At 58.8% G+C, this 20,502-nt stretch carries 17 protein-coding genes and 1 pseudogene; 8 read left to right on the top strand and 10 right to left on the bottom strand.

The features are described 5' to 3' along the window. Positions 1 to 138: 138 nt before the first annotated feature. From HKK53_RS14930 to HKK53_RS14920, 3 genes are all read left to right on the top strand, one after another. Complete coding sequence (locus HKK53_RS14930; protein ID WP_010462971.1) at positions 139 to 681, top strand: YaeQ family protein; 543 nt, start codon at positions 139 to 141, stop codon at positions 679 to 681. A 66-nt stretch (positions 682 to 747) separates the two neighbouring features. After that, positions 748 to 2,457, top strand: a complete 1,710-nt coding sequence (gene recJ, locus HKK53_RS14925; protein WP_169371455.1) for a single-stranded-DNA-specific exonuclease RecJ — start codon at positions 748 to 750, stop codon at positions 2,455 to 2,457. A gap of 292 nt (positions 2,458 to 2,749) precedes the next feature. After that, positions 2,750 to 3,856: an NADH:flavin oxidoreductase/NADH oxidase gene (locus tag HKK53_RS14920; protein ID WP_169371454.1), complete on the top strand. Its 1,107-nt coding sequence runs from the start codon at positions 2,750 to 2,752 to the stop codon at positions 3,854 to 3,856. A 206-nt stretch (positions 3,857 to 4,062) separates the two neighbouring features. Here HKK53_RS14920 and HKK53_RS14915 read toward each other — a convergent pair whose 3' ends face one another. Beyond that, positions 4,063 to 5,688, bottom strand: a complete 1,626-nt coding sequence (locus HKK53_RS14915; protein WP_169371453.1) for a glucan biosynthesis protein D — start codon at positions 5,686 to 5,688, stop codon at positions 4,063 to 4,065. 416 nt (positions 5,689 to 6,104) lie between these two features. Here HKK53_RS14915 and HKK53_RS14910 point away from each other — a divergent pair, with 416 nt between their 5' ends. Then, entirely contained in the window at positions 6,105 to 6,290 is a 186-nt protein-coding gene (locus HKK53_RS14910) for a hypothetical protein (RefSeq protein ID WP_092272760.1), read from the top strand. A 249-nt stretch (positions 6,291 to 6,539) separates the two neighbouring features. Here HKK53_RS14910 and HKK53_RS14905 read toward each other — a convergent pair whose 3' ends face one another. Then, the gene (locus tag HKK53_RS14905; protein WP_169371452.1) at positions 6,540 to 7,040 is read right to left on the bottom strand and encodes a BRO-N domain-containing protein; all 501 of its coding nucleotides are present in this window, start codon (positions 7,038 to 7,040) and stop codon (positions 6,540 to 6,542) included. A 440-nt stretch (positions 7,041 to 7,480) separates the two neighbouring features. Between HKK53_RS14905 and HKK53_RS14900 the strand changes: the two genes are divergently transcribed. Both HKK53_RS14900 and HKK53_RS14895 read left to right on the top strand, forming a co-directional pair. Next, positions 7,481 to 8,734, top strand: coding sequence for an AAA family ATPase (locus tag HKK53_RS14900; protein WP_169371451.1), 1,254 nt, complete (start codon positions 7,481 to 7,483; stop codon positions 8,732 to 8,734). Positions 8,735 to 8,736: 2 nt separating this feature from the next. Then, positions 8,737 to 9,363, top strand: a complete 627-nt coding sequence (locus tag HKK53_RS14895; protein ID WP_169371450.1) for an RloB family protein — start codon at positions 8,737 to 8,739, stop codon at positions 9,361 to 9,363. Positions 9,364 to 9,401: 38 nt separating this feature from the next. Here the strand turns inward: HKK53_RS14895 and HKK53_RS14890 are convergent. After that, positions 9,402 to 10,890 (bottom strand): annotated as a pseudogene (locus HKK53_RS14890) (APC family permease). Positions 10,891 to 10,947: 57 nt separating this feature from the next. Here HKK53_RS14890 and HKK53_RS14885 point away from each other — a divergent pair. After that, positions 10,948 to 11,157 carry a hypothetical protein gene (locus HKK53_RS14885; RefSeq protein WP_169371449.1) on the top strand — a complete coding sequence of 70 codons (210 nt, stop codon included), beginning with the start codon at positions 10,948 to 10,950 and terminating at the stop codon, positions 11,155 to 11,157. Here the strand turns inward: HKK53_RS14885 and HKK53_RS14880 are convergent. The 7 genes from HKK53_RS14880 to HKK53_RS14850 form a co-directional block, all read right to left on the bottom strand. Next, positions 11,147 to 12,571 (bottom strand): gamma-aminobutyraldehyde dehydrogenase, encoded by a 1,425-nt coding sequence (locus HKK53_RS14880; protein WP_169371448.1) that lies wholly within the window; start codon positions 12,569 to 12,571, stop codon positions 11,147 to 11,149. The genes HKK53_RS14885 and HKK53_RS14880 overlap by 11 nt on opposite strands. 144 nt (positions 12,572 to 12,715) lie before the next feature. Then, the gene (locus tag HKK53_RS14875) at positions 12,716 to 13,525 is read right to left on the bottom strand and encodes an ABC transporter permease (RefSeq protein WP_169371447.1); all 810 of its coding nucleotides are present in this window, start codon (positions 13,523 to 13,525) and stop codon (positions 12,716 to 12,718) included. Further along, on the bottom strand, positions 13,515 to 14,462 hold the full coding sequence (locus HKK53_RS14870; protein ID WP_169371446.1) for an ABC transporter permease: 948 nt from the start codon (positions 14,460 to 14,462) through the stop codon (positions 13,515 to 13,517). Before HKK53_RS14870 ends, HKK53_RS14875 begins: the two co-directional genes overlap by 11 nt. Before the next feature lies 1 nt (position 14,463). Further along, positions 14,464 to 15,501 (bottom strand): ABC transporter ATP-binding protein, encoded by a 1,038-nt coding sequence (locus HKK53_RS14865; protein WP_169371445.1) that lies wholly within the window; start codon positions 15,499 to 15,501, stop codon positions 14,464 to 14,466. Between the two features lie 190 nt (positions 15,502 to 15,691). Then, the gene (ydcS, locus tag HKK53_RS14860) at positions 15,692 to 16,843 is read right to left on the bottom strand and encodes a putative ABC transporter substrate-binding protein YdcS (RefSeq protein ID WP_169371444.1); all 1,152 of its coding nucleotides are present in this window, start codon (positions 16,841 to 16,843) and stop codon (positions 15,692 to 15,694) included. Positions 16,844 to 16,925: 82 nt separating this feature from the next. Beyond that, positions 16,926 to 18,413, bottom strand: coding sequence for a gamma-aminobutyraldehyde dehydrogenase (locus tag HKK53_RS14855; RefSeq protein ID WP_169371443.1), 1,488 nt, complete (start codon positions 18,411 to 18,413; stop codon positions 16,926 to 16,928). 102 nt (positions 18,414 to 18,515) lie between these two features. Continuing rightward, entirely contained in the window at positions 18,516 to 19,430 is a 915-nt protein-coding gene (locus tag HKK53_RS14850; RefSeq protein WP_169371442.1) for a LysR family transcriptional regulator, read from the bottom strand. Between the two features lie 177 nt (positions 19,431 to 19,607). On the opposite strand from HKK53_RS14850, the gene HKK53_RS14845 reads away from it, so the two are divergent. After that, positions 19,608 to 20,330 (top strand): tellurite resistance TerB family protein, encoded by a 723-nt coding sequence (locus HKK53_RS14845; protein WP_169371441.1) that lies wholly within the window; start codon positions 19,608 to 19,610, stop codon positions 20,328 to 20,330. Positions 20,331 to 20,502 lie beyond the last annotated feature (172 nt).

Here is a 20,502-nt window from a genome sequence, read left to right as displayed (position 1 = left end):
CTGTAGGACAAAGACGTGTGAATAGTGCGTTTTAACATAGCCGCGTGTCAGTCGCCCAAAGTTGATGGTCGTCAATGCTCTGATTGCCTGTTGCATCGGTTAGACTTGCCGCCTTTCCTCGTATCAAGAAGCCCGTTCATGGCCCAGCCGTCCACGACCTACAAGTTTGAACTGAACCTTACCGACCTCGACCGCAGTGTGTACGAGAGCGTGAAGCAGACCATCGCCCGTCACCCTTCGGAAACCGAAGAGCGCATGACCGTGCGGCTGCTGGCCTACGCCTTCTGGTACAACGAGCAACTGTCGTTCGGGCGTGGTCTGTCAGACGTGGATGAACCAGCCCTGTGGGAAAAGAGCCTGGATGACCGTGTCCTGCACTGGATCGAAGTCGGCCAGCCGGACGCTGATCGCCTGACCTGGTGCTCGCGCCGCACCGAGCGCACCAGCCTGCTGGCCTACGGCAGCCTGCGGGTCTGGGAAACCAAAGTGATCCCGGCGATCAAGAACTTGAAAAACGTGCACATCGCCGCCGTGCCTCAGGACATCCTGGAAACCCTCGCCAAAGACATGCCCCGCGTTATCAAGTGGGACGTGATGATCAGCGAAGGGACGATTTTCGTCACCGACGACCGTGGTCAGCACGAAGTGCAGTTGCAGTGGCTGAGCGGCGAACGCGGCTGATTTTTCGCCGCTTTCCCGTTTCACCCGGTTTTATCCTACGTATTCAAGAGAAGCACCTGTCACCCCATGCGCATCGAACCTCGCCTGTTGCCCGACACCCTGCCATTCCTCGGTGATCTGCCGCCGCTGTTGACCCGCCTGTATGCGGCGCGGGGCGTGCAGACCGAGGCTGAACTGGATAAGAGCCTGGCACGGCTGATCCCCTTCCAGCAGCTCAAGGGCATCGATGCGGCGGTGGGCCTGCTGGTGACGGCGCTGGAACAGCGTCAGCGCATTCTGATCGTCGGCGACTTCGATGCTGATGGCGCGACCGCCAGCACCGTCGGTGTGCTCGGTTTGCGCTTGCTGGGCGCGGCGCACGTCGATTACCTGGTGCCGAACCGTTTCGAATATGGCTACGGTCTGACCCCGGAAATCGTCGAAGTGGCGCTGACCCGCACCCCGCAATTGCTGATCACCGTGGACAACGGCATCTCCAGCGTCGAAGGCGTGGCGGCGGCGAAGAAGGCCGGGCTCAAGGTGCTGGTCACCGATCACCACTTGCCCGGCGATGAACTGCCGCTGGCCGATGCCATCGTCAACCCGAACCAGCCTGGGTGCGAGTTCCCGAGCAAGGCGCTGGCCGGCGTCGGCGTGATCTTTTATGTGCTGATGGCCCTGCGCGCGCGTTTGCGCAGCCTCGGCTGGTATGAAAGCAAGCCGCAGCCGAACATCGGCGAATTGCTCGATCTGGTGGCGCTGGGCAGCGTCGCCGACGTGGTGCCGCTGGATGCCAACAATCGGATCCTCGTGCATCAGGGCCTGGAACGAATTCGCGCCGGGCGCGCGCGGCCGGGGATCAAGGCGATCCTCGAAGTAGCCAAGCGTGAACCTGCGCGCATCACCTCTACCGATTTGGGTTTCATCGTCGGTCCTCGCTTGAACGCAGCCGGGCGCCTGGATGACATGAGCCTGGGCATCGAATGCCTGCTCACGGAAGACGCCGGCCTCGCCCGGGAAATGGCCGGCCAACTCGACGGCATGAACCAGGACCGCAAATCCATTGAGCAGGGCATGCAGCGTGAAGCGCTGGCCCAGCTCAAGGATTTGCCGGTGGAGTCGATGCCGTTCGGCTTGTGCCTGTTCGATCCGGAATGGCACCAGGGCGTCATCGGCATCCTCGCGTCACGGATGAAAGAGCGTTATTTCCGCCCGACCATTGCCTTTGCCGATGCCGGCGATGGTTTGCTCAAGGGCTCGGGACGTTCGGTGCAGGGCTTTCATATTCGCGACGCCTTGAGCGTGGTGGCGGCGCAGCATCCGAACCTGATCAGCAAATACGGCGGTCACGCGATGGCGGCTGGTCTGACCTTGCCGGAAGCGAATTTCCCGCTGTTCGCCGAAGCCTTTGACGCTGAAGTGCGTCGGCAATTGCGCGAAGAAGACCTGACCGGGCGCCTGCTGTCGGACGGCACGTTGGCGGTCGAGGAATTCCACCTGGAACTGGCCCGCGCCCTGCGCCATGCCGGGCCTTGGGGGCAGCACTTCCCGGAGCCGTTGTTCCACGGGGTGTTCCAGTTGGTCGAGCAGCGGGTGGTCGGCGAGCGGCACCTGAAAGTGGTGCTCAGAAGTGAATGTGGTTCGGTGAAGCTCGATGGCATTGCCTTTGGCATTGACCGCGATATCTGGCCGAATCCGACCATCAAATGGGTGGAATTGGCCTACAAACTCGATCTCAACGAGTTTCGCGGGAATGAGACGGTGCAGTTGATGATTGCCCATATCGAACCGCGTTAAGCCCTTCGCGGGCAAGCCTTGCTCCTACAGGATTTGTGGCGTGCGCCAATCATTCGGACGCCAAACCCGCAGGAGCGAGGCTTGCCCGCGAAAGCGATTTTTCTGACACCGAATCCCTCTGAACCCTCCCTCATCCCCCGTTGTCGACTAGGCTCTAAGCACTGCTTGATTGGCCTTGTGACGTCTTGTCGAATTTTTTACCCGCGGGGGCGGGTGTTGCACCTTTTTCTTGTCACTCGTCGACTTTTCAAACAGAACCCTGGAGCCTGCCCACTGATTCGAGAGGTGCCCCATGAGTCTGCTGCTTGAACCCTATACCCTTCGCCAATTGACCCTGCTCAACCGCATTGCCGTGTCGCCAATGTGCCAGTACTCCAGCGTCGATGGCCTGGCCAATGACTGGCACCTGGTTCACCTCGGCAGTCGCGCGGTCGGCGGGGCCGGTCTGATTTTTACCGAAGCCACGGCGGTCACTGCCGATGGCCGTATCACCGCCGAAGACCTCGGCCTGTGGAATGACGAACAGATCGAACCGCTGCAACGCATCACCCGTTTTATCGCCGCCCAAGGCGCGGTCGCCGGCATTCAACTGGCCCACGCCGGGCGCAAGGCCAGCACCCATCGCCCGTGGATCGGCAAGCACGGCAGCCTCAAACCCGAAGACGGCGGCTGGACCCCGGTCGGGCCTTCGCCGATTGCTTTCGATCCACAGCACACCCCGCCCAAGCAACTCGACGAAGCGCAAATCGCTGAAGTCATCCAGGCGTTTGTCGATTCGGCCAAACGCGCACTGACTGCCGGTTTCAAAGTGGTCGAGATCCATGCCGCCCACGGTTATCTGTTGCACCAGTTCCTTTCGCCATTGAGCAATCAGCGACGCGATCAATACGGCGGCTCGTTCGAAAACCGCATTCGCCTGGTGCTGCAAGTCACCGAAGCGGTGCGCGCGGTCTGGCCTGAGGAGTTGCCGCTGTTTGTGCGAGTGTCGGCCACCGACTGGGTGGAAGACGGCTGGAACCCGGATGAAACCGTGGAACTGGCGCGACGCCTCAAGGATCTGGGCGTGGATTTGATCGACGTCTCTTCAGGTGGCACCGCGGCCAATGCGGAAATTCCTACAGGGCCGGGTTATCAGACCCGCTTCGCTGAGCGCGTGCGTAAGGAGTCAGGCATCGCCACGGGCACCGTGGGCATGATTACCGAACCTGCGCAGGCTGAGCACATCCTGCGGACCTGTCAGGCCGACATCATCTTCCTGGCTCGGGAGCTGTTGCGCGATCCGTACTGGCCGCTGCATGCCGATGATGATCTGGGTGGGCGCAAAGCGGTGTGGCCGGCGCAGTATCAGCGGGCGACCCATCGGGATCAGCCGGTTCATGAGTCTGATTTGCGCGACTGATTAGCGCTGTAAAAACAAAAAGCCCCGGTCACATTGATCGGGGCTTTTGCGTTTCTGAGTCGGGATTTTTGTTGCCTGTACCGTCCTCTTCGTGGGCAAGCCTCGCTCCTACAGGGTTTGTGGTGTGTGCCAATGATGCGGACGACACAAAACCCGTAGGAGCGAGGCTTGCCCGCGAAGAGGCCCGCCCAGGCGACCCTTTACCCTCAGGTGTACTTACGCTTTTCCGGCGCCGGCGGGAAATACTGGTACAACCAGGTTTCACTCAGCGTCCGGTCATTGGTGCGAATAAACAACCGCAGCTCCACCGGTGCCACGCTGTCATTGGTCGGGAACCAGTCAAAGGTAATCCGGTAACCCTTGATGTCATCGAGCACCAGCACGTTGAAGTCCTTCACCTCGCCATTCGAGCAGGTGACCACCGGCTCGATCGCTGCACCTTCCGGCAAACGGTCCAGGCCGCCACCGGTGAAGTCCACGGCAAAGCGTCGCGCCCAGACTTCAGGATAATGCTCACCCGGTGCCCAGCCTTCGATAAAGCCACCCATGCCCGAACGCGTCGCGTTGACCCGCGCCAGCGGCGTGCTGACCGGCGGCAATGCGCTCCAGTACAGCTTGTAGCCGAAGTTCAGCGAGTCACCGGCCGCGACCGGCTTCTTCGGCGTCCAGAACGTGACGATGTTATCCAGGGTCTCGCCGGTCGTAGGAATTTCCAACAGATCGATAGAGCCTTCGCCCCACTCGGTCGTAGGTTCTACCCACAGGCTTGGGCGCTTGCTGTACCAGTCGACAGTATCTTGATAGCTGGCGAACTCGTGATCGGTCTGCACCAGGCCGAAACCTTTCGGATTGGTGTCGGCGAAGGCATTGAACTGCAGGGTCGCCGGGTTGTTCAGCGGGCGGCAGATCCACTCGCCGTTACCGCGCCACATGGCCAGGCGATCGGAGTCGTGAATTTGCGGGTGAATGGTGTCGCACATGCGCCGCTCGTGGGTACCGCAGCTGAACATGCTGGTCATCGGCGAAATGCCCAGTTGTTCGATGGCCGTGCGCGCGTTGATGTGGGCGTCGATGGCCATCACCACCTGGCTGGCCTGGCAATCGATATCAAAACGGTAGGCGCCGGTGGCACTCGGCGAGTCGAGCAAGGCATAGACCACGAAACGGGTGCTGTCCTTGTCCGGCGTCTCGAACCAGAACTTGGTGAAGTCCGGGAATTCCTCACGCTTCTTGGCGTAAGTGTCGATCGCCAGGCCGCGGGCCGAGAGGCCATATTGGCCAGATGCATCGACTGCGCGGAAGTAGCTGGCGCCGAGGAAAGACAGGATGTCGTGCTTGTCCAGCTCCGGGGCCTTGAACAACTTGAACCCGGAAAAGCCCAGGTCGCCCGTAAGCTGCTTGGTGTCGACCGTGGTTTTTTCATAGTTGAACAGCGACGGACGGAAGTGCACTTCCCGCGCCTGACGCGTCTTCGGATCGACGCTGTACATGCGCACAGGTTGCTTGAAGCCCATGCCGACGTGGAAAAACCGCACGTCCAACTGACCGTTCAAGTCATTCCACAGCGAGTGCTTGCCGTCGTACTGGATCGCGTTGAATTGTTGTGGCGCCATGGTCGCCAGGGTCGGCGGCAGCACCTGCTTGGTGTCCTGATAGCGACTGGTGGCGAGCTGCTTGGCCTGGATCTTCAGCGCTTCGAAGTCGAAGGCCTGGGCGTCGCCATCAGCGGCGCCATTGCCGGCCCAGGCACGGGCGGCCAATAGGCCGGTGGCGGACAGACCGGTGTAGGCAGCGATAGCCATGGACGCTTTAAGCAAATTCCTGCGGTGCATAAGTACAACCTGTCGTGAACAATCCCGCGCCGTTCCTGGCACTGCTGGGATCAAAAATAGAGGTTCGGACATGCCTTCGGCCAAACGCAACGGACTCTAAACAGATGCCAAATAGCTTAAACCGTTCGGTCGGGAAGAAAAAATGATTGATAGCACAACGATGTTGCGGCAATGAAACAAGACATGTCCGGTAACGTTTCCCACAGTACTTTCTGTTTTATAAGGCATTTGTGCCTTTTTCGACTAATTACTCTAAAAACCACTTTTCAGCGCCGATTAAATTCCTATTCTATGGACATGACCGGTTTCGCGGCCCTTCAGGCCGGTGGGTTCAGCGCGCACCAAGCGACTGCTGAAAGTAGTAGGGCGATGCGGTTTTCTGAAGTTTTCTTTGACGTATTAAAAGGACATCGTCCATGTCGAAAGTACAAGGCATCACCGAACTGTTGGGAATCTTTCCCTGCCTGACCACCGGTCGGCGCAGGCGTCGGCTCAATTCGGAGGAAATGAAACTGGTGGAGCGGTATCGGGAGTTGTCCGAGAGTGATCGGATAGCGATGCGGTATCTGGTGGATGCGATGAGGAGTGTTTCGAGGTTTTGAGGAGGGGATTCTGGCCGTGACAGGGTGTTGCGGCCGAAAGGCGATCATGTAGCAGCTGGCGAAGCCTGCGTCCGGCTGCGAAGCAGTCGTGAAATCAGACTGCGCGGTGCTTCAGGAAGACCGTGCGTTCAGGGTTTACGACTGCTGCGCAGCCGGACGCAGGCTTCGCCAGCTGCTACAAGGAGGGTGTTTCGACTAACCCAAAGGGGTGGGCCGTAAGGTCGGCCCCTTTTCATTTTTACCCTGCCTTCAACTGCAAGTGCCCATGATCTTGAAGGGACGCTGTACCTGCATCAGATCAGGCATGTCCCGCCATTTGATCCAGGCCTGGTGCTGCCAGTGCAGCAGCGGCACCGAGATGCCGGCCCATTGCAACGAACTCAGGCTCGGAATGTTATCCACAGATGCCGCGTCCGACTCGCGCAGCATCGGGATGACTTCGTTGCTCAGCCATTGGCGCAGGTTTCGGTTTTCCGGGATGAAATGGTGGACCAGAAGGGCGTACATCCCGGATTCGCTGACCATCAGTGATTCGACGGTGTTGCCGCTTTTCAGCAGTCGGACGTTTCGACGCTGATCGGGATCGAGTTTCAGGGTGAGGCGTTCGTCCATTGGGCGGCCCATCAGGCGACCGAGATCGTGGACGCAGAACCAGGCTTGGTTGTCTTGCATAAGGGTGTGGAGGAAGCGGTTGTGGCGGGTGAAGACTGTGGGGATGAAGTAAGGCGAATTTTGAGCGTGCTTAGGCATGAAGGTAACTTCCGTTTTGATCAGGAAAGTCGCCACCAACCCTTCGACAGGTTGGGTGGCGGACCGAGTGGCGTTCGAAGTCGGGATACTTCCTGTCAAAACGGCAAAGCCGGAAGGCCCGCGCCACACGGCCCGCCATAAAGCAGAACTATAGGCACGAAACAGCCGTAGTTCTATGGAGGGCACGCAAGCACCGTTTTGACTTTTTCCGGCTTCGACCCCGGGTCGCTGATTTGGCAGCGACGAGGTAAAGCCTATCGTCCAGGCGCTCGCGGTGCCAAGTCTACTCTGGCGCCGCGTATTGTAGGAATTGGCTCTTTTACAAGAAAGTTCGATCTGTAGGAATATTCTGTTTTTTAGCGAGCTGCAAAAAAAATGTACTTCGGTGGTATATTGGCTATATTCAGTTAAATTTCTCGTGCGAAGTGTAGGCTTTTTACATGTTGATTGAATTTTCAGTTTCAAATTATCGTTCGTTTCGCGAGAGGCAGACATTTTCTATGGTTGCTACTCCTCGTCTGAGTAAAAAGAGAAACGTATTCAAGCCAGCGGTAGACGGGGAGAAATTTCCAAATCTACTTAAAGTCGCGGCAATTTATGGTCCTAATGCCTCCGGAAAGTCATCGCTTATACACGCAATGGGGATTATGGGACGGTTAATCGCAACGACTCCACTTACGAATGACCAGTCACTACCTGTTTCTCCTTTTCGTTTCGATCCGGAGCTGAAAGATAAACCCAGCTATTTTGAATATAATTTTATTAGAAAGGGGGTTAGATATAATTTTGTTCTTGGGTTGACGTCGGAGCGAATTATTGAGGAGAAATTGACTTCTTATCCGAAAGGAAAAGAAAGCCTGCTTTACGACCGCAAGTTTACTTCTGGTGGTGAGCAATATGTTTTTGGAGTTGGTTTTGAGGGAGGTAAAGAAGTTCATAGTGCTTGGAGGCGCTTAACCAGCCCCAAAGCATTGTTTATTGCTCAGGCGGTTAATAATAGCAGCGAAGAGTTGTCGCAGTTGAAAGAGCCTTTCGGGTGGTTTCAAACCGGTTTGTCTATCATTGGTCATGACGATCTAGGTACTTGGTCAAAAGCATCAATTAGGTTTCTAAAAATGGCTTCGGATTACACGGAGGAGCTGAAAGATTTTTTGAAGGAAATAGATATCCCTATATCGTCGATTCGGTTAGATGATAATGGTGACGACCATGAGGAGAAAGGGCGAAGTCTTACTATCCAGGAATTTTTTGCAGCCGCAAAAAAAGACAAGATTATTCTGACTCATATCAGTGGGTTGGGCAGCGCCGAATTTGATTTTTCAGAAGAGTCCGGTGGTACAAAAAATCTAATAGGATTCTGGTTGCCTTGGTTTATGTTGCGATTGGCAGGGGGCGAAGGGGTCTTAGCTGTGGATGAGTTGGATAGTAGCCTGCATCCAGAGCTGGTCGCAGATCTAATTGTCAAGCATTTAGATAGTGGGTTGGACGCGCAGTTAATTTTTACAACTCATGATACGCACTTGATGAATACTAAAACTTTGCGTAGAGACCAGTTTTGGATTACGGATCGTGATGCGAATGGTGCTACCAATTTGTTTTCTATTCATGATTTTGAAGGGCGTGAAGGGGAGGATGTAGAAAAGCGCTATTTCGAAGGTCGCTACTTTGGTTTGCCTTTGATCCGGCGGAGGTAGTTATGGGGCGCTCTATTAGTTCATTTAACAGAGGGGAGGCGCGCTTAAAGTATCGCCCTAAGGTGTTGATTCTTTGCGAGGATAGCAAGTCGGGAAAACGATATTTGGAGGATGCAGCGTTTCATTTTCGTGCCAATGCACAGGTGGAAATCGCCCATTGCGGCGTAACGCATCCAAGTGGGATTGTCGAAAGAGCAATTGCTAGTCAGAAGAATTTTGATAAGGTATTTTGTGCGTTGGATCGCGATACACATCTGTGCTTTGATCGGGCAATTGATCTTGCAAAACCGCACCCTAAAATAAAAATAATCGCATCTTTCCCCTGTTTCGAGTTCTGGTTGCTTTTGCACTTTGGTTATAACAGAAAGCCCTTTACTGCCGTAGGTAAACATTCTCCTGGGGATCTTGTTGCGAAAAGTCTAAGAGAAAAGCCAAATATGGATAAGTACGAGAAGGGCAAAGGCACCAGCTATTTTGCTCTACTTTTGGGGGAGCCTTTCGAAAGGGCTAGATCTCTGGCGCCTAGGATCCTAGAGGATGTCGTAAAAAGCGGGGAGCCCAACCCCAGCACCGAAATTCATCTACTGATGGACGAGTTTGAAACCCTCTCCAAACCTCAACCCATCTAACAACCCAGCCCGCATCCCTGCGGGCTGAGCAACATCATTTACCGACTAACTTTCCAAGCATCCCCCGCAGGCGCAGTCCCGTGGTCATACGGCTTGGCAATCCACATGTAGATCAACCCCAACCCGATAACAATGGCCGTACTCAACACCATCGCGTAGTTGATATACCAAGCCGCATCCGGCGTACGTGGCCACGCCATGTTGATGATCGCGCCGACGCCATAAACCAGCGCGCCAATGTTGACCGGCAACCCCCACGCGCCGAGGGTGAATTTGCCGCTCGGTTTCCAGCCTTTTATCCGTGCGTATAGCGCGGCCAACACGATCATCTGGAACGCCAGGTAAATCCCGATCGCCGCGAAGCTGACGATGGTCGCCACCGCGTCTTGCAGGAAGAATCCGAGCACGATGATCAACGCCGGCAGGACACCCGACACAAATAACGCCGCCACCGGCACTTGAGTCGTAGGAGAAATCTTCTTCAGCAATTTGCTGCCGATGACCATTTCATCCCGAGCGTAGGAATACAGCAGACGACTCGCCGCGGCTTGTAGGCTGATGACGCAGGAGATGAAGGAAATCATCACTACGCCCATCACTACTTTCGAACCGACCGTGCCGAAGGCGTTGTTGAGGATGGTGGTGACCGGGTCTTTGTCGGTGCCGTTGATCACGGCTTGCATGTCGGGCACGGCGAGGATCAGGGCCAGGCAGGCGAACATCGCCGAGATGCCGCCGATGTAGATGGTCATGCGCATCGCAATCGGGATTTGTTTGCTCGGGTTCGGGGTTTCTTCGGCGACGTCGCCGCAGGCTTCGAAGCCGTAGTACAGGAACATCCCGGCCAGCGAAGCGGTGAGGAAGGCTGGCAGGTAGGAGCCGTCGATGCGAATGTCGAAGGTGTTGAACAACACGCTGATCGGTTGGTGCCGTTCAAACACCAGGAGATACACACCAACGACCACTGCGCCGATCAACTCGCACAGGAAGCCGAACATGGCGATCCGCGCCAGCACTTTGGTGCCGCTGAGGTTGACCAGGGTGGCGAACAGCGTCAGGAACAGCGCGATGACGATGTTGGTGTTGTTGCTCGGTTCAAAACCCATCATTGCAGCGAGATATGGACCGGCGCCGACGGCAACGGCGGCGATGGTCACGCACAGGGCGATGGAGTAGATCCAGCCGACCATCCACGCCCATTTTTTGCCCACCAGGCGGCGGGCCCACGGGTAGACGCCGCCGGAAATCGGGAACTGCGACACCACTTCACCGAAGATCAGGCACACCAGCAACTGGCCGCAACCGACCAGCAGATAGGCCCAGAACATCGGTGGCCCGCCCGCCCGCGGCGAGGCACAGGCCGAACAGGGTATAAACCCCGACGACCGGCGAGAGGTAAGTGAAGCCCAGGGCGAAGTTTTCCCACAGGCTCATGCTGCGATTGAAATTTGAGGTGTAGCCCAGCTTGCGCAGTTGTTCGGCATCGCTGTCGGCAACGGCGGTGGAGAGGTCGGGTGATGCACTCATGGTCTGTCAGCTCCGGAAAATCGGCAGATTTCGGATGTCCGAAACCGTGGCGGGGCCGTGAAGGCGCTGCCCGGGTCGGTGGTTATTGTTTTGGTTTGTCTGGGTGGAACCTGGGTGGTGCTAAGTGCCGGTATCTTCCTTGAGATCGTGGTGACGCCTTCGCGGGCAAGCCTTGCTCCGACAGGTTTCGTGTCGTGCGCCAAACATGTGAACGACATCAACCCTGTAGGAGCAAAGCTTGCTCGCGATGCTTTTGTTAATGCTTGAACATCACATGCCGAACGACGGTGTAGTCCTCCAGCCCATACATGGACATGTCCTTCCCGTAACCGGACAATTTCTGACCGCCATGGGGCATCTCACTGACGAGCATGAAGTGGGTATTCACCCACGTGCAGCCGTACTGCAAACGTGCAGCCAGGCGATGGGCGCGGCCGACGTCCGCGGTCCAGACCGACGACGCCAGGCCATAATCCGAATCGTTGGCCCAGCCCAGCACCTGCGCTTCATCGTTGAACTTGGTCACCGACACCACCGGCCCGAACACTTCGCGACGAACGATCTCGTCGTCCTGTTGCGCATCGGCCAAAACAGTCGGTTCAAAGAAGAAACCGTTGCCTTCCACAGCCTTGCCACCCGTGATCAAACGGATGTGCGATTGCGCCACGGCACGCTCGACAAACCCGGCCACGCGGTCGCGGTGCTGAGCGGTGATCAGTGGCCCCAACTCGGTCGCCGGATCATCCTGCAACCCGTACTTGATGCTGCTGACCGCCGCGCCGAGCTTCTCGACGAATTTGTCGTAGATGCCTTTTTGCGCATAGATGCGGCAAGCAGCGGTGCAATCTTGCCCGGCGTTGTAGAAACCGAAGGTGCGAATGCCTTCTACGGCAGCATCGATGTCGGCGTCGTCGAAGATGATCACCGGCGCCTTGCCGCCCAGTTCCATGTGCATGCGTTTGACGCTGTCGGCGGTGCTGGAAATGATATTCGCGCCAGTGGCGATGGAACCGGTCAGCGAGACCATGCGTACTTTCGGGTGCGTGACCAATGGACTGCCAACCGTAGGACCACGGCCGAATACCAGATTGAGCACGCCTGCCGGGAATATTTCCGACGCCAATTCCACCAGGCGCAGCGCGGTCAGCGGGGTTTGTTCCGACGGCTTGAGCACCACGGTATTACCGGCGGCGAGGGCCGGGGCGATTTTCCAGGCGACCATCATCAGCGGGTAGTTCCACGGCGCGATGGAGGCGATCACGCCCACCGGGTCGCGGCGGATCATCGAGGTGTGGCCGGCCAGGTATTCGCCCCCGGCCGAACCGCTCATGCAGCGGCTGGCGCCGGCAAAGAAGCGGAACACGTCGGCAATCGCCGGGATCTCGTCGTTCAGCGCGGCGCTGTAGGGTTTGCCGCAGTTGTCCGATTCCAGTTTGGCCAGCTCCTCGCCATGGGCTTCGATGGCGTCGGCGAGTTTAAGCAACAGCAGCGAGCGTTCTTTCGGTGTGGTTTGCGACCAGGCTTCGAACGCGTTGTCGGCGGCACGCACGGCGGCATCGACCTGGGCTTCGCTGGCTTCGTTGATTTCTACGAGCACCCGGCCGAGGGCTGGGTTGAACACCGGTTGGGCGGGGCCTTCGCCGACGATCAGTTGGCCGTTGATCAAGAGTTTTGTTTGCATGGTTCTGTCCTCATCGAAACTATTATTTTTCTGCCGGAACCGGATCCCTTGTAGGCGCGAGGCTTGCCCGCGAAGGCGTCCTCAAGTGCGCTAAAAGCTTCGCGGGCAAGCCTCGCTCCTACGGGATTCGGTTTGCACATTGGGTTATTTCCCGCCACTACCCGCCACACTCTCACCACCCCGTGTCAGGTAATACGCCCCCAGAATCGGCAGCATGGTCACCATCATCACCAGCATCGCGACGACGTTGGTCACCGGCACGTCCCGAGGGCGGCTGAGTTGGTTGAGCAGCCACAGCGGCAAAGTGCGTTCATGGCCGGCGGTGAAGGTGGTGACGATGATTTCGTCGAACGACAGCGCAAACGCAAGCATGCCGCCGGCCAGCAATGCCGAGCCGAGGTTCGGCAGGACGATGTAGCGAAACGTTTGCCAGCCATCGGCGCCGAGGTCCATCGAGGCTTCGATCAAACTGTGCGAGGTGCGGCGCAAACGGGCGATGACGTTGTTGTAGACGATCACCACGCAGAAGGTCGCGTGGCCGACGATGATGGTGAACATCCCCGGCTCGATCCCCAACGTTTTGAAGGTCGCCAGCAGCGCGATCCCGGTGATGATCCCCGGCAGCGCAATCGGCAGGATCAGCATCAGCGAGATGCCTTGCTTGCCGAAGAAGTCCCGGCGGTACAACGCCGCCGAGGCGAGGGTGCCGAGCACCATGGCGATCAACGTGGCGATGGCGGCGATTTCCGCCGAGAGCTTGATCGCTTCCAGCACGTCGGGTCGCGAGAACGCGACGCTGAACCACTTCAGGGTGAAGCCCTTGGGTGGAAAGCTGAACGCCGCTTCTTCGGTGTTGAAGGCGTACAGGAAGATGATCAGGATCGGAAAGTGCAAGAACATCAACCCGCCCCAGGCTGCGATTTTCAGACCCAACGAAGCTTTCTCAGAGTGCATCGAAGGCCCCCAGTCGTTTGACGATGGTCAGGTAAATGGCGATCAACACAATCGGCACCAGGGTGAACGCGGCGGCCATCGGCATATTGCCAATCGCACCCTGCTGCGCATAAACCATGCTGCCGACGAAGTACCCCGGTGGGCCCACCAGTTGCGGCACGATGAAGTCACCCAAAGTCAGCGAAAACGTGAAGATCGAACCCGCCGCAATGCCCGGAATCGACAACGGCAAAATCACCTGCATAAAGGTCTGGCGCGGTTTCGCCCCCAGGTCGGCCGACGCTTGCAGCAGCGATGGCGGCAGGCGTTCCAGCGAGGCCTGGATCGGCAGGATCATGAACGGCAGCCAGATGTAGACGAACACCATGAACCGCCCCAGGTGCGAGGTCGATAAGGTGCTGCCACCCACGCCCGGAATGCCGAGGATGAATTGCAAAACCGGCTCCAGCCCCAGGTGCTGAACGAACCACTGTGCCACGCCGCCCTTGGCCAGCAGCAACGTCCAGGCGTAGGCCTTGACGATGTAACTGGCCCACATCGGCAGCATCACCGCGATGTAGAAAAACGCCTTGGTCTTGCCGGTGGTGTAGCGCGCCATGTAGTAGGCAATCGGGAACGCGACGACGGCGCTGGCGATCGACACGACAATCGCCATGCTCAGCGTGCGTAGGATGATGTCGAAGTTCGACGGCTGGAACAGCGCGGCGAAGTTCGCCAAGGTCAAGTCAGGGGTGACCGCCATGGTGAAGTCGTCGAAGGTGTAGAAACCTTGCCACAACAACACCAGCAGCGAGCCAAGGTAAATCGCGCCGAACCACAGCAGAGGCGGCACCAGCAGCAGCGCCAGGTAAAAGTTCGGCCGCCGATACAGCAGGTTGGAAAAACGGCGCAACGGCGAACCGCTGGCCGGGGTTTGCGAGATGGCCAAGGTGTTCATCTCACACCCCGCCGACAGCGTTGTCGTGCAGCGGAATCATCGCTTCCCGAGCCCAGCGCGCGCTGATGCGTTGCCCGGTCTGGTGCTGGGCGCTGGTGTCCAGCCACTGCACATTGGCCTGGCTGATGTTCAGGGTCTGGCCGTTCTCCAGTTTCACTTCATAGCGCGTGGCACTGCCCTGATATTGGATGTCGTGGAGCAGGCCGCTGACTTCGATTTCATGGCTGGCCAGCGGGCCTTCGGCGAAGCGCACGTGTTCCGGGCGGATCGAAAACGGCTGCGGATTGCCGCTCAACTGCTTGGCTAGATCGCCGCGAATCACGTTGGAAGTGCCGACGAATTCCGCGACGAACGTTGTAGCCGGTTTCATGTAGAGATTGCGCGGGGTGTCGACCTGTTCGATGCGACCCTTGTTGAACACGGCCACGCGGTCGGACATCGACAGCGCTTCGGTCTGGTCGTGGGTGACGAAGATGAAGGTAATGCCGAGCTGGCGTTGCAGTTTCTTCAATTCGCCCTGCATTTGTTCCCGCAGCTTGAGATCGAGAGCGCCCAGCGGCTCATCAAGTAACAGGACGCGAGGACGATTGACCAAGGCGCGCGCCAAAGCCACACGCTGGCGCTGACCGCCGGACAGTTGCACCGGTTTGCGTTCGCCGTAGCCACCGAGGGCGACCATGTCGAGGGCTTCTTCGGCGCGTTTCAGGCGTTCGGCCTTGCCGACACCTTTGACTTTCAAACCGTAGGCAACGTTGTCGCGAACGTTCATGTGCGGGAACAGCGCGTAATCCTGGAACACGGTGTTCACGTCACGCTGATACGGCGGCAGCCCGGCGGCTTCCTCGCCGTGAATGCGGATCGAGCCGGTGCTCGGTTGTTCGAACCCGGCGATCAGGCGCAGGCACGTGGTTTTGCCCGAGCCGGAAGGGCCGAGCATGGAAAAGAACTCGCCGTCCTGGATATCGATGGAAACCCGGTCAACGGCCTTCACTTCGCCGAACTGCCGGGAAACGTTGGTGAACTGGACTGCAAGCGTCATGGTGCGGTGCTCCAAAAAGGCGAGGGCCGTCGCAGCGGCCCTGCCTGGACTTCTGAAAAATCTGAATCATGGTGAAGAGCCGTCGCAGCTGCCGAGGCACGAGGCTGCGTTGGGCTGCGCAGCGGCCCCCGGGGGCGGTCCTGCGGACACGCAACGCAGCCTCGTGCCTCGGCAACTGCTACGAGGGGCTTTAACGACCGCCCATGATCGCGATGTAATCCTGGGTCCAGCGGCTGTACGGCACGAACTTGCCGCCTTCCGCCTGCGGGGTTTTCCAGAAGGCGATCTTCTCGAACTGGTCGAAACCGTTGGTTTTGCAACCCTCGGCGCCGAGCAATTCGCTGCCGGTGCACGCTGCCGGCACCGCTGGCAATGAGCCGAACCACGCCGCCACATCACCCTGGACTTTCGGTTGCAGCGACCAGTCCATCCACTTGTAGGCGCAGTTCGGGTGCTTGGCTTCGGCATGCAGCATGGTGGTGTCAGCCCAACCGGTAGCGCCTTCTTTCGGGATGGTCGAAGCAATTGGCTGCTTCTCGTTGATCAGGCCGTTGACCTGATACGGCCAGGCGCTGGACGCGACCACGCCTTCATTCTTGAAGTCACTCATTTGCACGGTGGTGTCGTGCCAGTAGCGGTGAATCAGCGGCTGCTGGGCACGCAACAGATCGAGCACGGCTTTGTACTGCGCTTCGGTCAGTTGATAGGGATCTTTGATCCCCAGTTCAGGCTTGGTGCTCTTGAGGTACAGCGCCGCGTCGGCGATGTAGATCGGGCCGTCATACGCCTGCACGCGGCCCTTGTTGGCCTTGCCGTCCGGCAGGTTTTGCGCGTCGAACACCACGCCCCAACTGGTCGGCGCGGTCTTGAACACGTTGGTGTTGTACATCAGCACGTTCGGGCCCCACTGGTACGGGGTGCCGTAAGTCTGCTGGTTGACCACGTACCACGGCGCATCCTTGAGGCGTGGGTCGAGGCCTTTCCAGTTCGGGATCAACGCGGTGTTGATCGGCTGCACCCGCTTGCCGACGATCAAGCGCAACGAGGCATCGCCCGACGCGGTGACCAGGTCGTAACCGCCCTTGGCCATCAGGCTGACCATTTCATCGGAGGTGGCGGCGGTTTTCACATTGACCTTGCAGCCGGTTTCCTTCTCGAAACCGGTCACCCAGTCGTAGGCCTTGTCGCTCTCGCCACGTTCGATGTAGCCCGGCCAGGCCACGATATCCAGTTGACCTTCGCCGGCGCCGACGGCTTTCAGCGGTTCGGCGGCCTGGATACTGGCACTGGCAAGCAATGCAGTGGTGATTGCACTGAGCAGTGCGGTCTTGTGCACGAACATGGGGTTTCCCTCTTCTTTAATTATGGTCGGGGCAGTTGTGAACGTGGTGAAGCATGCCGTTGGCGGCTTGTTATTAGCGTAGTCAGAGATGCTGGCCGTGGCGGGCCATGATGTGCCGCACCACGCTGTAGTCCTGCAGCGAATCGCTGGATAAGTCTTTGCCGTAGCCCGAACGCTTCAGGCCGCCGTGGGGCATTTCGCTGACCAGCATGAAATGGCTGTTGATCCAGGTGCAGCCGTACTGCAAGCGCGCCGCGACTTGCATGGCTTTGTCGAGGTTCTGGGTCCAGATCGAAGAGGCGAGGCCGTATTCAGAGTCGTTGGCCCAGTCCACCGCTTGCGCCAGTTCATCGAAACGGGTGACGGTGACCACCGGTCCGAACACTTCGCGCTGGACGATTTCATCGCTCTGTTTGCAACCGGCGAGCAAGGTCGGCTGGTAATAGAAGCCGACGCCGGAATGCACCGCCGCGCCGGTGACCCGTTCGATGTGCGGCTGGCCGAGGGCGCGTTCGACAAAACTGGCCACGCGATCACGCTGACGGGTGCTGATCAGCGGGCCGATTTCGTTGTCGGCATCGCGTTTACCGGCGAAGCGCAGGCTGCTGACCGCCGCGCCCAATTCCGCGACCAAGCGGTCGTGAATGCCGGCCTGGGCATAAATTCGGCACGCCGCCGTGCAGTCCTGGCCGGCGTTGTAATAACCGTAGGTGCGCACGCCTTCGACCACCGCTTGAATGTCCGCGTCATTGCAGACGATCACCGGGGCTTTGCCGCCGAGTTCGAGGTGCGTGCGCTTGAGGGTTTTCGCTGCGGCCTGGAGGATTTTTTGCCCGGTGACGATATCGCCGGTCAGCGAGACCATGCGCACTTTCGGGTGACTGACTAAATGACTGCCGACGCCTTCACCGCCGCCGCAGATGATGTTGATCACCCCGCGCGGCAGGATTTCCGCCAGCGCTGGCGCCAAGGCCAGGATCGACAGCGGCGTATGTTCGGATGGCTTGAACACCAAGGTGTTGCCGGCGGCCAGGGCCGGGGCGATTTTCCAGGCGGCCATCATGATCGGGTAGTTCCACGGCGCGATGGACGCGACGACGCCAATCGGATCGCGCCGCACCATGCTGGTGTAGCCCGGCAGGTATTCGCCGCTGAGCTGGCCGGTCTGGCAGCGCACGGCCCCGGCGAAGAAGCGGAACACATCCACCGTCGCGCTCAAATCGTCCTGACGGGCCAGGTGCAACGGCTTGCCACAGTTCAGGGATTCGAGACGGGCGAGGAGGTCGGCGTTTTTTTCGATGGCGTTGGCGATGTCCAGCAACAGGTTCGAACGTTGCTGCGGCGTGGTCCGCGACCAACTGGCAAAGGCGCGGTGGGCGGCGAGGATCGCGGCTTCCACCTGCTCGGTGCTGGCTTCGGCGATGTGCGTCAGCACTTCACCAGTGGCGGGGTTGAGGATCGGCTCGACAAAGCCCTGGCCCGCGACCAATTCGCCGTCGATCAACAACGCGGTGAACAACGGGGTCTGCGCGCCAGCCATTTTTCGGGTTCTCTTTTCTTGTGTGGCCATGGTGCTCCCAGTGACTGGGGCCCGGCCGTCTTATAAAGATGTAACAAGACTAGTGCGCGGACCTGCGGTCGACAAATTCTAAATACTGAAGGAGGCGTTCGATTAAATAGATGGCTTGCGCCCGCCGTGGGGCTGCTCACGGGCGACGGTCAGGAACGGATCGACCAGCGCCGGACGTGCAGTGCCACGGCGCCAGGCCAAGCCGACGTCGAGGGTTTGGCTGAGGTCGGCGATGGGCCGGGCTTCGATGATGTCGCCCTCCAGGGACCATGGGCGATAGGTCATGTCGGGCTGGATAGACACACCTAAACCCGCGGCGACCAGGCTTCGCACGGCTTCCGTTGAAGCGGTCCGCAGGGTGATGCGCGGTTGCAGCGACGCCGCTGACCACATGCGCTGGGCGTTGCGGTCCATTTCATCGACGTTGAGCTGAATCAGCGGTTCGCGCGTCACGTCGGCGAGGTTGATGCTGTCGTGTTCCAGCAATGGGTGCTGCGCCGGTAGCCACAAGCGGTGGGGGGAATGGGTCAGCACTTCGGTCTGCAAGGCGTGGCGGTCTTCGAGGTTGGAAAGGATCAGCACGCCGACATCAATCTCGCCGCTGACCAGCAAATGCTCGATGTAAGGACGCTCGTCTTCCATCACGCGGATTTCGACGTTGGGGTAGGCGCGTTGAAAGCGGGTAAGCAAATCGGCGAGGTAGTAACCGGCAACGAGGCTGGTCACGCCGACGATCAACTGGCCGGCCACCTGATCGGTGCTTTGCTGGAGGCTGCGTTTGGCATTATCGACGGTGGCCAGAATCAAGTGCGCCTGGCGTAGGAATTGATGCCCTTGGTGCGTAAGCGTCATGCCTTTAGCGTGACGGTTGAACAGGCTGACGCCGATTTCCTGTTCCAGTTGCTGGATCGCCAGGGTCAGGGTGGACTGAGAAATAAACGCGGTTTGCGCGGCGGCGGAGATCGAGCCGGTCTCGGCCACGGCGATGAAATGACGGATTTGACGCAAGGTCATCATGGGGAACGTACCCGGTGGGCGGTTTTTATAGATTTATTCGAGTGTATATCTTTTTTTCTGAAGGGCTGCCGAAGGCGGGCAACATCTCGAAGCACTCTCGCAAGCAGGCACCGGGCACTTTCGATCTAGGCTGGTGGCCTTAATGATCCGGTTACCCCGAATTCGTGGAGGCAGCAAATGAACACCCGTGGATTACTCGATCAGCTACTCAAGTCCGGCCAGGACATGTTGCAGAAGAAATCTGGCGGTCATCAGAACAAGTCTTCCGGCAGTGGCTTGGGCGGTTTGCTCGGCGGCAGCGGTGGCTCGGGCGGCCTCGGTGGCTTGCTCTCGGGGGCGGGGGGCGGTGCGTTGGCGGCTGGCGCGATGGGGCTGCTGATGGGGAACAAGAAGGTGCGCAAGGTGGGCGGCAAGGTCGCCATCTACGGCGGTCTCGCGGCGCTGGGCGTGATTGCCTACAAGGCCTACGGCAACTGGCAGGCCCAGCAGGGCACGGCACCGAAGACTGAACCGCAAACCGTCGACCGCTTGCCGCCCGCGCAGGTCGAGTTGCACAGCCAGGCGATTCTCAAGGCCCTGGTGGCAGCGGCCAAAGCTGATGGCCACGTCGATGAGCGCGAACGCGCATTGATCGAAGGTGAATTCACCAAACTCGATAACGACCAGGAACTGCAACACTGGCTGCACGCCGAACTCAACAAACCCCTGGACCCGACCGACGTCGCCCGCGCCGCCAGCACCCCGGAAATGGCCGCCGAGATGTACATCGCCAGTGTGATGCTGGTGGATGAGGAGAACTTCATGGAGAAGTCCTACCTCGATGAACTGGCGCGGCAGTTGAAACTTGAGCCGGGTTTGAAGGCAGAGCTGGAGAAGCAGGTGCGGCAGGCTTCCCTGTAAATCTCGAAATCGCCTTCGCGGGCAAGTCGAATCGTCGCACCGCGAAGGCGTCCTCAACCCAACACATCTCCCAATGACCATTCCACCGCCCATTTTTGCCGATACGCCACTGGTACTCCTTCCCCGAGATAGCGGAAAGTCCCCGCTCTACACCGCTGTCTGCAACGGCACG

Origin of the sequence: Pseudomonas sp. ADAK7, from assembly GCF_012935675.1 — a bacterium.
In the GTDB taxonomy this organism is placed as follows: Bacteria; Pseudomonadota; Gammaproteobacteria; order Pseudomonadales; family Pseudomonadaceae; genus Aquipseudomonas.
The sequence above is the reverse complement of the archived record's forward strand: the minus strand, read 5'-3'. Positions and strand labels throughout refer to the sequence as shown.

What these genes read in the sequence shown, in the direction of transcription:
- HKK53_RS14930 (WP_010462971.1), top strand. Translation starts at nt 139, where the DNA reads ATGGCCCAGCCGTCCACGACCTACAAGTTTGAACTGAACCTTACCGAC.
- recJ (WP_169371455.1), top strand. Translation starts at nt 748, where the DNA reads ATGCGCATCGAACCTCGCCTGTTGCCCGACACCCTGCCATTCCTCGGT.
- HKK53_RS14920 (WP_169371454.1), top strand. Translation starts at nt 2,750, where the DNA reads ATGAGTCTGCTGCTTGAACCCTATACCCTTCGCCAATTGACCCTGCTC.
- HKK53_RS14915 (WP_169371453.1), bottom strand. Translation starts at nt 5,688, where the DNA reads ATGCACCGCAGGAATTTGCTTAAAGCGTCCATGGCTATCGCTGCCTAC.
- HKK53_RS14910 (WP_092272760.1), top strand. Translation starts at nt 6,105, where the DNA reads ATGTCGAAAGTACAAGGCATCACCGAACTGTTGGGAATCTTTCCCTGC.
- HKK53_RS14905 (WP_169371452.1), bottom strand. Translation starts at nt 7,040, where the DNA reads ATGCCTAAGCACGCTCAAAATTCGCCTTACTTCATCCCCACAGTCTTC.
- HKK53_RS14900 (WP_169371451.1), top strand. Translation starts at nt 7,481, where the DNA reads ATGTTGATTGAATTTTCAGTTTCAAATTATCGTTCGTTTCGCGAGAGG.
- HKK53_RS14895 (WP_169371450.1), top strand. Translation starts at nt 8,737, where the DNA reads ATGGGGCGCTCTATTAGTTCATTTAACAGAGGGGAGGCGCGCTTAAAG.
- HKK53_RS14880 (WP_169371448.1), bottom strand. Translation starts at nt 12,571, where the DNA reads ATGCAAACAAAACTCTTGATCAACGGCCAACTGATCGTCGGCGAAGGC.
- HKK53_RS14875 (WP_169371447.1), bottom strand. Translation starts at nt 13,525, where the DNA reads ATGCACTCTGAGAAAGCTTCGTTGGGTCTGAAAATCGCAGCCTGGGGC.
- HKK53_RS14870 (WP_169371446.1), bottom strand. Translation starts at nt 14,462, where the DNA reads ATGAACACCTTGGCCATCTCGCAAACCCCGGCCAGCGGTTCGCCGTTG.
- HKK53_RS14865 (WP_169371445.1), bottom strand. Translation starts at nt 15,501, where the DNA reads ATGACGCTTGCAGTCCAGTTCACCAACGTTTCCCGGCAGTTCGGCGAA.
- ydcS (WP_169371444.1), bottom strand. Translation starts at nt 16,843, where the DNA reads ATGTTCGTGCACAAGACCGCACTGCTCAGTGCAATCACCACTGCATTG.
- HKK53_RS14855 (WP_169371443.1), bottom strand. Translation starts at nt 18,413, where the DNA reads ATGGCCACACAAGAAAAGAGAACCCGAAAAATGGCTGGCGCGCAGACC.
- HKK53_RS14850 (WP_169371442.1), bottom strand. Translation starts at nt 19,430, where the DNA reads ATGATGACCTTGCGTCAAATCCGTCATTTCATCGCCGTGGCCGAGACC.
- HKK53_RS14845 (WP_169371441.1), top strand. Translation starts at nt 19,608, where the DNA reads ATGAACACCCGTGGATTACTCGATCAGCTACTCAAGTCCGGCCAGGAC.